The organism is Aliterella sp. E5.1 (genome assembly GCF_057473825.1).
On the sequence record NZ_JBYCCV010000027.1, the window covers coordinates 15318 to 30331 of the forward strand.

The 15014-nt window shown below is 40.0% G+C and carries 11 protein-coding genes; 2 read left to right on the forward strand and 9 right to left on the reverse strand.

Going from position 1 to position 15014, the window contains the following annotated elements:
* Positions 1–63: 63 nt before the first annotated feature.
* The 9 genes from AC2VE5_RS11575 to AC2VE5_RS11615 all read right to left on the reverse strand — a co-directional run bounded on the left by AC2VE5_RS11575 (position 64) and on the right by AC2VE5_RS11615 (position 10905).
* Entirely contained in the window at positions 64–519 is a 456-nt protein-coding gene (locus AC2VE5_RS11575) for a hypothetical protein (RefSeq protein ID WP_486887895.1), read from the reverse strand.
* A gap of 208 nt (positions 520–727) precedes the next feature.
* Positions 728–2056 carry a tyrosinase family protein gene (locus AC2VE5_RS11580; RefSeq protein WP_486887896.1) on the reverse strand — a complete coding sequence of 443 codons (1329 nt, stop codon included), beginning with the start codon at positions 2054–2056 and terminating at the stop codon, positions 728–730.
* Positions 2057–2396: 340 nt separating this feature from the next.
* On the reverse strand, positions 2397–3533 hold the full coding sequence (locus tag AC2VE5_RS11585) for a glycosyltransferase (RefSeq protein WP_486887897.1): 1137 nt from the start codon (positions 3531–3533) through the stop codon (positions 2397–2399).
* A 47-nt stretch (positions 3534–3580) separates the two neighbouring features.
* Positions 3581–4819, reverse strand: coding sequence for a glycosyltransferase family 4 protein (locus AC2VE5_RS11590; protein ID WP_486887898.1), 1239 nt, complete (start codon positions 4817–4819; stop codon positions 3581–3583).
* A 2-nt stretch (positions 4820–4821) separates the two neighbouring features.
* Positions 4822–5967 carry a glycosyltransferase family 4 protein gene (locus AC2VE5_RS11595; RefSeq protein WP_486887899.1) on the reverse strand — a complete coding sequence of 382 codons (1146 nt, stop codon included), beginning with the start codon at positions 5965–5967 and terminating at the stop codon, positions 4822–4824.
* A 38-nt stretch (positions 5968–6005) separates the two neighbouring features.
* A complete protein-coding gene (locus tag AC2VE5_RS11600) occupies positions 6006–7259 on the reverse strand; it encodes a glycosyltransferase (protein WP_486887900.1) in 1254 nt (417 codons plus the stop codon).
* A gap of 94 nt (positions 7260–7353) precedes the next feature.
* Positions 7354–8610 (reverse strand): glycosyltransferase family 4 protein, encoded by a 1257-nt coding sequence (locus AC2VE5_RS11605; RefSeq protein ID WP_486887901.1) that lies wholly within the window; start codon positions 8608–8610, stop codon positions 7354–7356.
* A gap of 5 nt (positions 8611–8615) precedes the next feature.
* The gene (locus AC2VE5_RS11610) at positions 8616–9659 is read right to left on the reverse strand and encodes a polysaccharide pyruvyl transferase family protein (RefSeq protein ID WP_486887902.1); all 1044 of its coding nucleotides are present in this window, start codon (positions 9657–9659) and stop codon (positions 8616–8618) included.
* A gap of 160 nt (positions 9660–9819) precedes the next feature.
* Positions 9820–10905, reverse strand: coding sequence for an acyltransferase (locus AC2VE5_RS11615; RefSeq protein WP_486887903.1), 1086 nt, complete (start codon positions 10903–10905; stop codon positions 9820–9822).
* Between the two features lie 555 nt (positions 10906–11460).
* On the opposite strand from AC2VE5_RS11615, the gene AC2VE5_RS11620 reads away from it, so the two are divergent.
* Together AC2VE5_RS11620 and AC2VE5_RS11625 are read left to right on the forward strand one after the other, a co-directional pair.
* Positions 11461–13773 (forward strand): GumC family protein, encoded by a 2313-nt coding sequence (locus tag AC2VE5_RS11620; protein WP_486887904.1) that lies wholly within the window; start codon positions 11461–11463, stop codon positions 13771–13773.
* A gap of 458 nt (positions 13774–14231) precedes the next feature.
* Positions 14232–14954 (forward strand): cistern family PEP-CTERM protein, encoded by a 723-nt coding sequence (locus AC2VE5_RS11625; RefSeq protein ID WP_486887905.1) that lies wholly within the window; start codon positions 14232–14234, stop codon positions 14952–14954.
* Positions 14955–15014: the final 60 nt, after the last annotated feature.

Consider the following 15014-nt stretch of genomic DNA (forward strand, 5'->3'; position numbering starts at 1 on the left):
AAACAAAATTGGGCTTGCTTGGTAACTATTTCAAAGTAGCGAATTTAATTCAACTTACTTAAACTACGGACAGTAGTATTTGGGAGCAAGAAGTTGAATTGTGCTTAAGTCTACAACAGCTTGGCTTGTATCTGGTTGGATTTGGGCGAGTTTAGTAACTTGCTCAGTTTGTAAAGTCTGAACTTGCTCAGCAGAAAGCCCTACTTTAAGACCATGACAAACAGAACGAGCGTACTTAATATTTATTTCAGGTGGTTGTTTGAGTAGTATGTCTCGCAGATTTGGGTTTTTAGCGATCGCGGCTTGCTTGTAAGCGTTAAGAAATAAGGAATCAACACTAGCTACTGGCTGCACAACCGGATCGGGACGACGACAAAGAGAGTTTGATAAATCTACTACTTGATAACGCGAAGTAGTAATGTAACAAGCATAATCAGGTTCTTGAGCTTTTGCTGACTTTTGAACGCTGATGGCGATTGCCACAATAGATATAACAGTAAGACTTAGGAGTTTTAACATTTTGAACACTAAGCTATATTCTGCGTAGAAATGTATTAGATAAAAGGTTTAAGTATATATACAAAGCCGGGACGTTCAATTTCGTTATAGTTTCAAAATAATTTATTAGGGCAATTACTAAAATTACCCTAAATAAATGCTTTAGAAATTTTGTTGGGGGAAAAGGCAAGCCGCCAAAAAATGTTTGGTTTATGCCATTTCATCGACTCTATGCTGAACCCGTTTTCGCCGTAGTGGGCATAGCAAGATCGATATTGTCTTCATGATGCTGAGGCGCATCCATATCATGCTCGCCGCTAAAAGGGTTATATAGATGGTTTGTTTTATCCAAGAGTAGCTCTTCTGGAGTGCTAGCAACTCTAAACTCAGTTTTACCGCTAGCTTGAGGTGAAAATATACCTGGGACTAAAGCCTGCAAATCTGCCACCGCACTCATCCGACCTTGATCCCAAGGCCACATCAAGTCATTAAGCCCGTGTCCGTAAAATTTTGCGGTAGCAGGATACCAAGTATTACCCCAATGCCCATTAACTTGCCATTGCGCCCATAGACGATCTACATTTCCATGCAGCAACCAAAACATTGGATCGTTAGGGGAAGTCGCAACATTACCAAGCGAACCACCAACCCAGAGATGGATAGTGTCGTGTAAAGTCCGTTCAAGGCTACTCTCAAGATCTTTGTACGTAGTTGTAGCGAGCGTGGTACTTTGTTGAGTTTGTGTGGGTAAATCTCCCCAAGCCCGCAGTCTGCGCGTAAGTGGTTGGGTTAGTGTAGACTTTCCCGTCCAGGTTTTGCCGCTCAAATCTCTTCTTTGCCACCATCCACTAGCTGCGGAGAAAAAACCAGACTGGACAGCAAAATTAGTTGTACCATTAGGTCCCATAAAATTGTTTTGGAAGATGATATTTTGGGTGGCAGTAGGATCTGTATAGTCCCAGTACGGGATAGTTACAGTGGGGTCAACTACTTGTAGCATCTGTTCAAATTGATGCAGAAATTCGCGATGCCAAGGTAGAAAGGCAGGTCCCCTGTGACCGGGATTAGCGAAGGTATTTCCATTAGGATCTAGTCGTCCCGCTACATCGAAGCAGGCTAAATGGGTTGCTACAAATTGATCGTAAATACTGATTTGTGTGCCGTCGCGGGCTGAATTTATGGTGCTTTTTAAGACTTTGACCGCATTAGTAAATCTGTTTATTTCATCCTGAGTTAGACTAGCCGCATTTTTTCTGACATTGAGATTTGTATTTGCTCCTTGAATGGGCAGCGTGTCATAGGTATAACCCATAGCCTCGTAATCGATCGTATCTGCTGGTTGCACCGCATCGGAAGTGAAGTTAAATGCCTTGGCTGGCAAAGTCCAAAGCGACAGCCCCGTAGAAAGAATTAATCCGGTGATAAATAATAGTACGCTATTATTTAATATGCCGCGCCGAACTGATACGCCTAGCCGAGCATAAATAGATTTAAGAATCATGGCAACCCCTGCAAGGGAATGAATGTAAAGATTAAAAGCAGGATTAATTAGCAACATTTCCAAATTGGAGTGTTGGCTTTTTAAAGATATTGATTGCTTCTAGAGAGAACTTAACAAAATACAAGCGATCGCTAATTGCTCACAAGTAAAAAATCTCTAGGAACCTTATAAATCCTCAATTCTTTTATAGCAATTATTTGTTGAAACATACGTAAATTTACAAGATCTTGATATTATCTTCATCAGATATTTATCAAACCTCAAGTGTTTTCCATGAAAGTGAAAACCGTTTTTTGTTTAGCAACAGAGTATATATAAACTTAATTAGTATTAATAATTTTGATTGCGCCCTAGAATTACAATTATGTTGCCTAAACAAGTTGAGGCAGTAATCAAATTATCTACTCTCCTGCAAAACATTGGCATATATGCTTTCTAAAGCTTGCGTTTGCTTACCAAGGTCAAAATTAGCTCTAACTCGCTCCTGTCCCTTTAAGCTAAACCTTTGCCAAAGAGGAGGATTTTTGAGTAACTCTAGAATATGTGTGGCTAATCCATTCCAGTCGCGCTCGGCGGCTAAGAAGCCTGTCTCGCCATGGAGTACCGCTTGTGGAATTCCTGCATGAATAGAGCCGACGACGGGTAAACCCATAGCTTGGGCTTCAACTACCACTGTAGGCAGCCCCTCCGAGTCTCCATTAGAAGCTGTAACACTTGGAACCGCAAGAATTAGCGCTCGATTCATCCAACTTTTAACTACCTGCGATGGTTGTAATCCAAGAAATTGATAACGTTTAAGCGATTTTGCTGCCAAGTTTTCCAACTGAAGTCTTAAAGGACCATCACCAACGATCGCAAGTTCTACTTCAGGCATCACAGATTGTACCTGAGCCATCGCCTGAATTAAGTATTCACAACCTTTTTTCTCTGCCAAGCGTCCGACAAACAGCACCAGTGGTTCTCGCGGTATGGCAGGATCGCACCGAAAAGCGGCGGTGTCTACACCGTAGTAGTGGGCTATGACTTTTTCGGGGGGAAATCCTTGGGCTAAAAGCTTTTCTTTGATAAATTCCGATACACCAATAAACAATTTGGTTTCGCGCTTAAGAGCTTCGCGGCGGCGGAGGTAAACTCTAGTAGTGAGAGAGTCGTGGCGGGCATATTCATCCTTCATAGTGGCATCTAGACCATAGAAGGTAACAATCATCGGTATATTTAACTTTCTTGCCAAAGGCAGAGCTAAAGTCCCGCATACCCCAAAATGAGCGTGGATTAAAGCTGGTTTCAATTGCTGCACTTGCTGGTATAACTTAGGCGCCGTACCCAATAGTTTGAACGCTCCTTCTCGCACCGCCCCCAAAAGCCCACCTTGGTTGACAACGAGAGTGCGTTCTGGGGGTAAAGGCAAACCTTGCACCAAACGCGAACCAACATAATAAGGAGTAAATTGCTGCAATCCTTCCCCTTGAGCGCGAATAAAGGTTTCGGAGGCAGGTAGCAATAGACCGCTAAAAAACACAATAGGTTGAGGCATATCGTTTTCCTAAAAAATTAAGTAGCGATTAACAGTTGATAAAATTTTTATTTGGCTTGTAAAACTTTTTCGTAAAGCTGCACAAAATTCTGACCTTTAATTTGCCAGCTATAATTTTCGCGTACCCGCTTTTGACCTGCTTGCCCCATCTGTACCCGCACCTGAGGATCTTTTGCCAGTAAAGTCATTGCCACTGCTAGGTCGCGCACGGTCTGCTCTGGTGTATGGGCAGCAATTTTGTAGCCAGTTTCCGACGTGATCTGAAAGGCAGGACCGCCCAAATCTAAGCAAAGAACGGGGCGACCCATTGCCATCGCTTCTAAGCACACCCAGCCGCCGGAGTCGTGCAAACTAGGGTGTACTAGGGCAACAGATTCTCCCAATTTTTGCAAAGTTTCCTCCCGTGGCAGTCGGTTCCAAAACTTAACTTGGCGCTCGATTCCCAAGTCTGCAACTAAAGCTTCTAGTCGCGATCGCTCTGGACCATCTCCCAAAACCCAATACTCCGCATCTTCCGGCAAATCCGCTTGAGCAAAGGCACGTAACCCCAAATGAAAGCCCTTCCAGTGCAATAGCCTACCCATACTGATAAACCGGATTAGATTGCTATCTGGTAGCGATCGCTGTGCTAACTGCGCTATTTCTGCATTATCTAAAGCTGTTTCGGAAGACAGTTGCACGTTATTTGTAATGCCCATTTTGTAGATCCGCTTGGCTGTATCGTCTGTTGTTGACTGGATAGCAGCACTACGTTGGGCAGTAAGGCGGACAAATGGATCTTTTTCACCTATCCAACGCGCCCCGTCTCGCAAGGCTTCATAAGCTTTGCCGCGCAAACTAAAATCTTGCCAGAAAGCTTTTGGTGCAGACTCTCCGCCGCCAACGGGTCCCCAAATAAAGGGTACTGGTAACAGGGACAAAAAACTAGGCGACCAATACTTTACATAGGTCACGTGATGCACGATATCAAAGTCAACTTCGCGATGTAAGCTTCGAGCCATATAGTAGGCTCCAATCTGCCAAAGATAATAATGAAGTTGGACTCCTTGTTGCCCGCGATACCACCATCTAGCCCAAGCTGGCAAGTCGTAGTAAACCACTTGCAGCCCAGGAATTGGATTTTTAGCCAATTCTGCCTCAATAGTAGGGCGATTATCCGATCGCGTGATCGTCCATACTTGACATTGTTTGACTATCTCTCTCATAACATTCCAACCTACACCAGGCTCGGAACCTTGATCTGGTCTACAAGCATAGGCAGAGATTAAGACTTTTGTTGATTTCATAATTAATTTTCCATAACAAAAGCTGTAGTTTTAGCTAGAAATTGGGCTGCTAATTCTGGTGTATATTGCGCCATTAATTGCTGCGCCTTATTGCCCATGAGCATACTTAATTCTGGTTGCTCGATAAAGTAACGCATAATTTTTGCTAGTTCTTCTGGTTTGTGGGGATCGAATACGCAACCATTTTCACCTTCAGTAATCATTTCTGAAGCTCCTGCCCATTTGGAACATAAAACAGGCTTGCCTAAAATCATCGCTTCTAGCACGACGACACCCCAAGTATCTTCTAACGTAGGTAAAACAAAAATATCTGCCGCATTAAAGTAATTGCCCAATTGCCCGTAGTCTACTCTGCCTATCCACTGGATATTGTTTGTTAGTTGATGCTGGCTAGCAAAAGTTTCAAGTTCTTGCCGTTGCCCTCCATCACCAACTACTAATAATGTGTAGTTGTTACACCCTTGTTGTTGCAAAATAGCGCAAGCTTCTAGTAGCAAATGCAGACCTTTTCTGGGTATTAAACCACCAACAAACAAAAAAACTGGCTTTTGAAACTGGTGATCGCTTGGAACATTTGATTGTCCTAACAAAGCTTTTATGGCTGGGACTTCGTAAGGTTGATGAAATACTCTACTTGCTTGGGCATTAAGAATATTTATCAAATAATCTTTTCCAGCTTGACTGTTAGTAATTAAGGCATCCGCAGCTTTTACCATTGCCCTACGCATCAACAAGCGCGGTGCAGAACCCCGATAATCTACACCAGGCGAACTACCTTCATACGCCAGAACAACTCGCCACTTGCCTATTGGTTTAAATAGCAATGCAAGTAAAGTCCAAATTCCAAAGGAACTTGTAAAAATTACATCTGGCTTTAACTGCAATAATTTATTAACAATGTTTAATGATAAGTAGGTGAAGTTATCACCGTAGCTGGTTTCTTTTTTAGTTAGAGGAATAACTTTTCGCTCTAAAACTTCGATAGCAAAAGAGTCTTCAAACCCTGGAGCAAAGCCTTGCCAGTACCCAGTAAATACTGTTGTTTGCGGAAACATTCGGGCTAGTTCGCTGATGGCAGGTTGCCAATAAAAAAATGCTGATGGCAGCAACCAGGCAATCTTAAGGTTGGCATTATTACCTTGAAACATTTTTAGACCTATAAAGCTTTTTTATAAAAAATCTTACTCTACATACGCTCAATTAGTGTTTGAGCAAATTTTTCTGGGGAATTTTGAATGGCAAATGCCAGCATTTTTGTGCGATCGCCTAAATCTGTAGATTCTACCAAACAACGAGTTAATCCTTGAGCAATTTGCTCTGGTATCGTTGAATCAACGGCTACCCCAAGACTGTGCTGTCCGACAAGTTCGCCCATCAAACCGTAGTTTGAGGTTAAAACTGGCTTTTGTGCTGCCGCCGCTAGTAATAAAATTCCACTCATTCCTACATGATGCTGATAGGGAGCAAGCACCACATCTGTTAGTTGAAAGTATGCTTGCACTTCTAGATCGGACACAAACTCGTATTGACTAATAATTTGAATAGGTTTTGCTTCACGAGCAATTTTTATTTTAGCCTCAATTAAAGCTTTGTCTGTAGGATTTGCTTCTCCTACAAATAACAAGCATAACTTTTGACAAATCTCCGTTGGCAACAACACAATAGCATCTAGTAACTGATAGATGCCTTTGCGCCCATTCAAAGCCCCAAATAACAGAAATACTTGTCTGCCATTATCAATTTGCAAGTTCTGTTTGAGGTTGGTTTGGGGCAAATTACTAGGAGGCAAAACTACCGGATCTGGTAAATGTACTACTTTAGATTCGCGGTACAAACTATTAATATGCTTGATGGCAAAAGAATCGAGACAAAACAAAGTTTGCAGAGAAGAACGGCGTAAGACACGCTTGAGAATAAATTTTTCTCGCCATTGTTGGAAGCGATGATTACGCGAGGGTAAATAATTACTAAATTCAGGATAATGAAATGTTGGTCTAAAGTAAATGCCAGAAAAAGAGCAAGGTGATTTCTTGCCTAAAGCTAATGGTAGCAAGCAAGTATCAAAGTACATAATTAGACACTTAGTAGCTTGCAGTGAAGCTGCATACTTACAAAGTAAGTCCCACTCTTGAAAGGCTCTAATATTGCGATTAATGCTGGAGTTTCTAGCTTTAAGATTAGCTTCCTCGGCGGTACTAATTGCTACAAAATTAATAGCTAAACTATACTTTTTTGCCTTTTCTACTACATCAGCATGGGCTTGAAGAAACTTAGGCGATACAACAATATCTAAGCTATCTGATGATTTTTGTTGGCTCCAGTGTTCTATAAAATGCTGGATATAGCTGGGGTGATGACCGTAGATAGAAAGGTCAAAGAGCAGTAATTTTTGCTTGCCGCCGCCAGGATTAATAGATGAATTTATATTGTTACTAGACATTATTTTATTAGCTAAGTAGACAGATAATTGTACTTGGATATTTCCGTCATTTGTAAAAAATCTTGTTACGTTTAAAACTTGCAATGAGATTAATTTATTTGCCTTTGCGTTGCCATGCTTCCACAAGCTCTGTAAATAAGGATAAATAGCGATGTGCTTGTAGTTGCAGCGCAAATTCTTGTTCGCCCTTAGCACGAGCGCGATCGCTCAATTTTTGGTGGCGATCGCGATCTTCTAGTACCCAAGCAATACCGCGCTCTAGATCGTCAATGTCAAAGGGTTTGGCTAGGTAGCCATCTTGCTGATGAGTAACAATATCTTTTAAGCCAGTGGCATTGAAGGCGACGACAGGCGTACCGCAAGCTATAGATTCCGAGGCAGTTTGTCCGTAAGCTTCTTGTATAGAAGGTACGAGAGTTACATCCGCTGCCGAATAAGCCAGTGCTAAGGTAATATCGTCGTGCAATCGACCCAGGTAGCGGATTTTAAAACCTAAATCGATGGGATTTTCTGGTGGAGATGCACCAAAAATAACTAGCTCTACTCGCTCTTGCCATCCAGATTTACTTAAATTTTGCAAAGCTGGGTAAAGCAAGTGAAAACCTTTTCTTAAGTCATTCATCGCCCCAGAGGATGCGCCAAACAAAATTAGTTGTTTGTCTTGAGGTAAGTTGAGTAATTTTCGGGCGACCTGTCGCTCTATGGGTTGATAATTTTCTGTATCAAGACCGTGAGGAATCACTTCTACTCTTAAATCTTTAAATAAGGCGCTAGATTTGGCTCGTTCGGCTAACCAGGTGCTAGGGCTAACAATAGTTAAGTTTAAGTTTTGCCAAGCTTTAAGTTTGCGCTGCCATACCCACCGCGACAAGTCCCAATTGCGATCGCTATTAAGCTGAGGACAAGCACCGCACGAATTAGTATAGCGATCGCAATCTTCGCTGTAATGACATCCGCCAGTAAATGCCCACATATCGTGTAAAGTCCAAACTAAAGGCTTGTTGAACTTGGCGATCGTTTCAATTTGCAAGTAGCCATTGCAAAACCAATGCAGATTAATAATATCTGGAGCGATTTTAGCTACTTTAGCCGCTATTGCGTCGGGGAACCATTGCAGAGAATACATACCCCGCTTCCGATTTCGGTATAATTGCAAAGGTAACTGGTCTAAACTAGGTCCTAGCTTAGCAAGAGTAGGCTTGTAGGCGGTTACTGCTTTGCCAACACCAAACTTTGCACGTACCAACATCTGGGAGTTTGTACCATCAGCTTGCAAGCTTTGGTGCAATCTATAGGCAGCACGGGCGGCTCCACCATCAATATCTGAAGTGCTAATAATTAGCGTATTCATCTTAACTATGTTTTGTTGTGATGGTTAACAAGCTCTTTTAGCCGATCGATATGACCCCAGCTTGATTTTTTGTGTTGTTCTATAGTGGCAAAGTCAAACTTGGCTCTGGCATTGCGAATGTTATCAGCTTTTGCCAAAAATGTCGCTAATTTAATATTTTTGACACTAGCAGGCAAAATAGCAAAATCAGCATTAATACTTTTTAATAGAGCGCGAGTTTTACCTTGACCGCCCACACTATAAAACGGGACATTTAAAGCCAATGCTGTTAGTCCTACGTGCAGCTTGTAGGAAATTATTAGATCGAGTGAGGCAATAAATTTCAACGTCGAATCTGGGTCAGTGTAGACGTGATGCTGAATATAAGGTGAGTCGAGCTTAGGCAGCAACTCATGATTGATTGGGGAATTTGGCAAGTAGGTGCGGATAAAGTGAAAAACTATATCTTTTCTCACTTTGGCGATCGCGTTAAGCTGATAGGCAAGCAAACGACCACTTAGGGAATTAGGGATATTTATGCCTACTTGGAGGCGATCGCTTGATTTAGCTACTGGTGGAATTTGCCAAAAATCCCCTACTGTCCACAGAACATCGGGATAATAAACTGCTTCCTTGCCTAACTTTTTCACCAACTCTACGTCTTCCTCTAGTCTGACTGTAGCCGATTTACAAGCCCCTCCTTGCCAAAATTCCTGACGGGGGGCGGAAAGAACGGTGTCTATTCCGCCACCATCACCGCCAATAGAAATAGAAAATACTGGACACTGATGCTGAATTGCGATCGCATTTAGTTCGCTAAAGTCTTTTTCAAGAACAGTAGTGCCTCCCCCCAGTATTCCACCGCCACCTATAATGCAGAATTTGGAGTTATCAAAAAGTTCTGCCAATGTGTCTACGGTATTGACTGAGTATTGTTGCGCTAATTGTTTATCTAGTCGATATACTAATGGTTCTGTACCGAGCTTTTCCAATTCCTTCGCAAACTGAATTGCCATTAAGTCATCACCGTAGTTTCCGTAGTTATAAGAACCCCAAATTGCTACTTTCATATCAAATGTTCCTTAATTTAAGTAATAACTTTATTGAATAGACATATTTAGTCTTATCACTCATAATTGTGACAATTACTTTGGTTTAGCTTTGATGTTTGTATTAGGTTTATAAAAAATAGGCTTTATTTACTTTTAGTTTTAGCAATTAATGTTTAGCTTAAATACCAAACATTAATTTAGCAATTGCTTTTCGTTTGCTAAGGTAATAAACGAGTATCCAGCTAATAAAAAAACTAAGCTCGGCGAATATTAATATAGTGAAAACAGATATCTGGTCGTCAGCATATATTTTTTTGGTAAGGCTTTGCAAGGTTTCTACTACTAAAAGGTGAATAAGATAGATTCCGAAAGAACAAGAACCTAAGTTAGCAATTATAGGACTTATAGGACTTTTCGGAAGATTAGCTGACAAACAGATAGCGACAAGCAAAGGTACGTAACCTCTACTGACTTCATAAATTGATTCTGGTAGAAAACTACCATACATATTTAGGAGCAACATTGCAGCAGTGCAAACCATAAAATTTCTACTAACAAATCTTAGCCAGACTGCTTTTATAGTTGGTTGAGTCAAGATCATTGCCGTAAAAATGTATGGCGTACACCTAATTACCCAAGACATCTCTACCAATAATAACCTCAACAACGGATTATCCTCTAAAGTTTTTGGTGGATTTAATAACGCTTGAAAAGCGCTATACAAATCTAACCTAAATGAATTTCCAGATATCAGTAGTGTTTCGTATACAATTAGACTAATAATACATAGTAAAAATATATACTTAATGTTTATTTTCTTTTTAATTAAATGCCCTATCCACTGGTTTGCGATTGTACCTGTTAATAAAAGTGGTAGAAAATAGAGATGAAATGCTGCTCCGCCGAAAAAGATCAGCGCCACAGGATCTTGAAACAAATCTAGTAACTTATCAAAATCATTTTTGATGGCATATTTAATTATTTTTTGTAATAAATAAACTGCGCTCCAAAACCCATAAGGAATCAGTAATCTTGTCAATCTCAACTTTAAGTTGTGTGGGCGATCGCTAATATACAGCCGATCGATTGCCAGATAAAAAGATGTAGCTAAAAAGAATGGCACGGCAAAACTCGAAAACTGTGCAATAGCCGTCCAACCTAAAGGCTTAACTACAATTCCTTCATCTGAATGCAGAATAATAACTGCGTAAGTAGCAATACCCCGCAACAAATCTATCCCTATTAATCTGGGCTTTTTATCCACTTATATTTGCCAACTCTAAATGATTGCAAGGTTTAAAACGAACTTTCTCCCTTAACTTTGACAACCGGAAATTTGTATTTTTCTGCTTTTGTTCAAAGTGAACGCTTTATTACTAAGCTTTTACCAGAACTAGCTGATTGATTTTAAAGCAGTGCTAATATTTTGTAGATGCTGTGGTTGTGCGATCACATTCTAAGCGCTACTTAAGCCAAACTCGATGTTTAAGTGTAACTTTACTTAATTTTTACAATTTGACTAATATTTATAAATACTTAGGTAAATATTTTGTTGGCATAAATTAAACTATTTATATACAATAGCCAGTTCCGTTCTTCTGTCGGTAAGTTGAGCTTAAATCGTACTGGTAAAAAAAGTATAATTGGCTATTGGGTACAATTCAAAGCGCAAAGTCGCCTCGATCTGTACCAACTAATCAGCAGTAATACCAAAATAATTAATTTTTGTGAAATGTTGCGTAAATGCTCAAAATACAAAGGTATTAGAGCTTAAGATTTCTTGTGCAGAACGGGTCATCATTACATAGGAACAACAAAGATGGCAACCAAAAAAAAACCTCAGTATTTGTCATCTAGAAAGTATGACAAGCAGCCACAGCCTTTGTCTGTCGTTTATACACAGCCAGAGGACGAGGATGAAGGTGGCTTAGATTTGGGCAATCTATTAGCAGCAATACGGAGAAGGCTGCTGGTAATTGCCAGTATCACCACAGTAGTCACAGCAGCATCAGCGATCGCTGCTTTAACAAATCAACCCACTTACAAAGCTAAATTTGAACTTTTGACTGAGCCTGTGACAGTGGAAAACAAGTTAGTTTCCTCTTTGCCTGAATCCTTAAACAGTCAAGAAGACCTAAATGCGCCAGATGGGGTAGATAAAACAGAGTTAAGAATTTTGCAAAGTCCCCAGCTAATGTTGCCGCTTGTGCAACAGATTGAAGCTCGCTATCCAGATAGTAGTTTGCGCGAACTTAAACTCAACCCTGTTCCTGAAACCAATATTTTAGAAGTTAGTTACGAAGATCCAGACCCAGAAAAGCTTAGATTTGTCTTAGACTTGGTTGCTCAAGCCTACTTGAGATACTCTTTAGAGCAAAGGCGCTCGGATATTCGTCAAGGAATTGAATTTGTTGAGGATCAACTGCCACAGCTACAACAACGAGTTGAGGTATTGCAAACTCGACTTCAATTATTTCGCCAACAGTACGACTTGATCGATCCTCAAGGGCAAGGACAACAATTATCTGCTCGGCTTGACCAAATGGTGCAACAAAGAGTAGCGAATCGGACGCAGTTAACCAGTATTCGCGCTCTGTACGATACACTGAAAAGTCAGTTAAATCTACAACCAAATGAAGCTAAAGCCGCGCTGGCTTTAAGTGAAGCTCCTCGTTACCAAGCACTACTAAATAAGCTCCAAGAAGTAGAAACACAAATTGCCATAGAATCAGCTCGATATCTTGAAAATAGTCCTACTATTGTGGCTCTACGCCGACAGCGCCAAAATTTGCTGGTGTTAGTAGAGAAAGAGGCAGGCAATGTTTTAGACAAAAAAGTTGCTAGTAGTACAAATAATACCCAGGGTTTGACATCTCCCAATGGATTACGAGATAAGCAAACCCAGCAATTTTTTGAAGCCGCTCAACAAATACAAACATTAGAAGCACAAGATAAAGCTTTGGCTCAGGCGGAAACCAGTTTGAGACAGCAAGTTAAGCAGTTTCCGCTTCTAGCACGCCAAAATGACGATCTAGAACGAAAATTAAAGATTGCTGTAGATAATCTCAATCAATTTTTGAGTAAAAGAGAAACATTAAGGATAGATGCCGCTCAAAAACAAGTCCCTTGGCAGTTACTCACGCCTCCTACTATGCCTCAGCCTTCTGTAGATAATCTGAAAATTAATCTAATTTTAGGCATGGGTTTAGGTTTGTTTCTAGGAACTGGAGTTGCGTTATTAATAGATAAATTAACCAACGTCTTATACAGCACTAAAGAAATTAAAGATAAAACTAAACTCGTAGTATTAGGTGAAATTCCTTTTATGCAAGCTCCAGAAACTCTACCAGAGATGGGAGGAATAGCTGGTTTAGTTCAAAGGTTAAGTCTGATGATTAGGTTTGGTTCAAGTCATAGCTTATTTCAAACCAATACTGTTTCTCAATTTTGGGAATCCTTACGCTCTCTTTACACAAATATTCGGTTTCTTCGTTTTGAGAATCCAGTGCATTCCATCGCAATTATCTCAGCGACTTCAGAGGATGGTAGATCGACAATTGCTCTACATTTAGCCCAAACGGCAGCAGCAATGGGTCAAAAAGTCCTATTAGTAGATGCAGATCTGCGTAACCCAAAAATTCATGCCATGCTGGGTCTATCAAATACTAGGGGACTAAGTAATATTATTGTTGAAGATGTTGAATTTGATTCTGCGCTTCAAAATTCAAGTAGTATTTCCTGCCAAGAAGTTCAGCATGATAGGATAATCGATGCAGAATTGATACAGATAGAGGAATTATATTCAGAAAATAGTTTTTTTATTTTGACTGCCGGACAAGTACCGCCCAATCCTACAAATCTACTATCTTCTCCCCGAATGCAGGAGCTAGTAAAACAATTTTCAGCCAAATTTGACTTAGTCATCTACGATACGTCACCTCTATTGGGCGTAGCTGATAGCAACTTACTTGCTGCTTACACGGATGCAAGTTTATTAGTTGTAAGACTTGGTAAAACAAATTGCTCCAAGTTAGAAACTGCATTGGAAGGCTCGAAAATTTCTAATATACCAATTTTAGGCGTAATTGCAAATGGGGTAAGAAATTATTCTGATACATTAGTTGTACGATAAAAAATTAATGATGATATATTTACACTTCAAAATACGAAATTGTTTACATAATAGATATTGATTGGCAAAGCTATTTTCGTTTTTTCATGAATAAAAATTTATTTTTCTGGACAATATTCAGATCTTAGTTAGTTGGTACTTAGGGCAAGTGAACAGAATTATTTCTGATTAATAAAGCTGAAATAATTTCTATTGATATTTTTTATTGGGCTTATAATTAGTCAGCTAAATTATATTATTCAATAGTTTGTATTGTAGTAGCTGCTTAATACTAAACTGCTTCAGTTATAAGTTTTTCACAGGCTTTAAGTATGTTCGCTGAAGCTTCATTGAATCTTTAACTTACGGACTTGAATCCCTCAGTAGTCTTATGTTACTTTTGAAACTATAGACTTGATACTTTATAGCTATAAAGCTATAGGAGTGTTGTTTTAGGTAGGAAATATTAGGGAAATATAATGAATGTAAAAAGTGTTTGTATAACTTCATTGCTTGCTGCTAGTTTTGTGCTTGGTTCTTCCCAATTTTTGCCAGCTAACGCTTACGGCGTTACCTCCACTAATGCTATTACTTTAGATCCTTTATACGATATAGGAAGAACCCTAGATCCCATAACATGGCTAGTTCCAGCTAGTTCCAGTACAGCTCCTCAAGATCTCTCAGCTAGAGCGATTGTTACAGTATTAGATTTACAGGCAAATTTTATAGATTTGTCGTTTAACATCTCAAATACGACACAAGCGCCATTCAAGTCGTCAATACTCAGTCTTGGTTTGGGTATAGAGCAAAGCGTTGATAGCGTAAGCGTAATAAATTCAGGAACTACTTTTGACAGCGCAACGGTTCTTGCAAGTAATAAAATTTTTCCTGGCGGATTCAAAGGCATTGATATTTGTACTTTTGCAGCTAACAACTGTAATGTAGGAAATATCAACCAAGGTTTACAAAACGGTCAATCTGACACTTTTACTTTGAGAATTGCTAACACAACAGGTAGCTTTGCTTCAGGCGTTACTATAGGCTCGTATCCAATAAAATTTCAATCAGATTATGGTAGCTATGAGGCGGCGGGTGTTCCTGAACCAGTAACGATCATTGGCTCAGGCTTGGCATTAGGATTTGGAGCTTTATTTAAAAAAGAAGCTACCAAAAAACGTAGCAAAGACAAAGTTAAAGCCTAAAGTAGCAGTTTGATTAATTCAAGCTGGTTAGACTTATGATGCTTACGCTTACCGACTGCA

Bases quoted from the DNA above. Each gene is read 5' to 3' on its own strand.
- AC2VE5_RS11575 (WP_486887895.1), bottom strand. From the start codon at position 519: ATGTTAAAACTCCTAAGTCTTACTGTTATATCTATTGTGGCAATCGCC.
- AC2VE5_RS11580 (WP_486887896.1), bottom strand. From the start codon at position 2,056: ATGTTGCTAATTAATCCTGCTTTTAATCTTTACATTCATTCCCTTGCA.
- AC2VE5_RS11585 (WP_486887897.1), bottom strand. From the start codon at position 3,533: ATGCCTCAACCTATTGTGTTTTTTAGCGGTCTATTGCTACCTGCCTCC.
- AC2VE5_RS11590 (WP_486887898.1), bottom strand. From the start codon at position 4,819: ATGAAATCAACAAAAGTCTTAATCTCTGCCTATGCTTGTAGACCAGAT.
- AC2VE5_RS11595 (WP_486887899.1), bottom strand. From the start codon at position 5,967: ATGTTTCAAGGTAATAATGCCAACCTTAAGATTGCCTGGTTGCTGCCA.
- AC2VE5_RS11600 (WP_486887900.1), bottom strand. From the start codon at position 7,259: ATGTCTAGTAACAATATAAATTCATCTATTAATCCTGGCGGCGGCAAG.
- AC2VE5_RS11605 (WP_486887901.1), bottom strand. From the start codon at position 8,610: ATGAATACGCTAATTATTAGCACTTCAGATATTGATGGTGGAGCCGCC.
- AC2VE5_RS11610 (WP_486887902.1), bottom strand. From the start codon at position 9,659: ATGAAAGTAGCAATTTGGGGTTCTTATAACTACGGAAACTACGGTGAT.
- AC2VE5_RS11620 (WP_486887904.1), top strand. From the start codon at position 11,461: ATGGCAACCAAAAAAAAACCTCAGTATTTGTCATCTAGAAAGTATGAC.
- AC2VE5_RS11625 (WP_486887905.1), top strand. From the start codon at position 14,232: ATGAATGTAAAAAGTGTTTGTATAACTTCATTGCTTGCTGCTAGTTTT.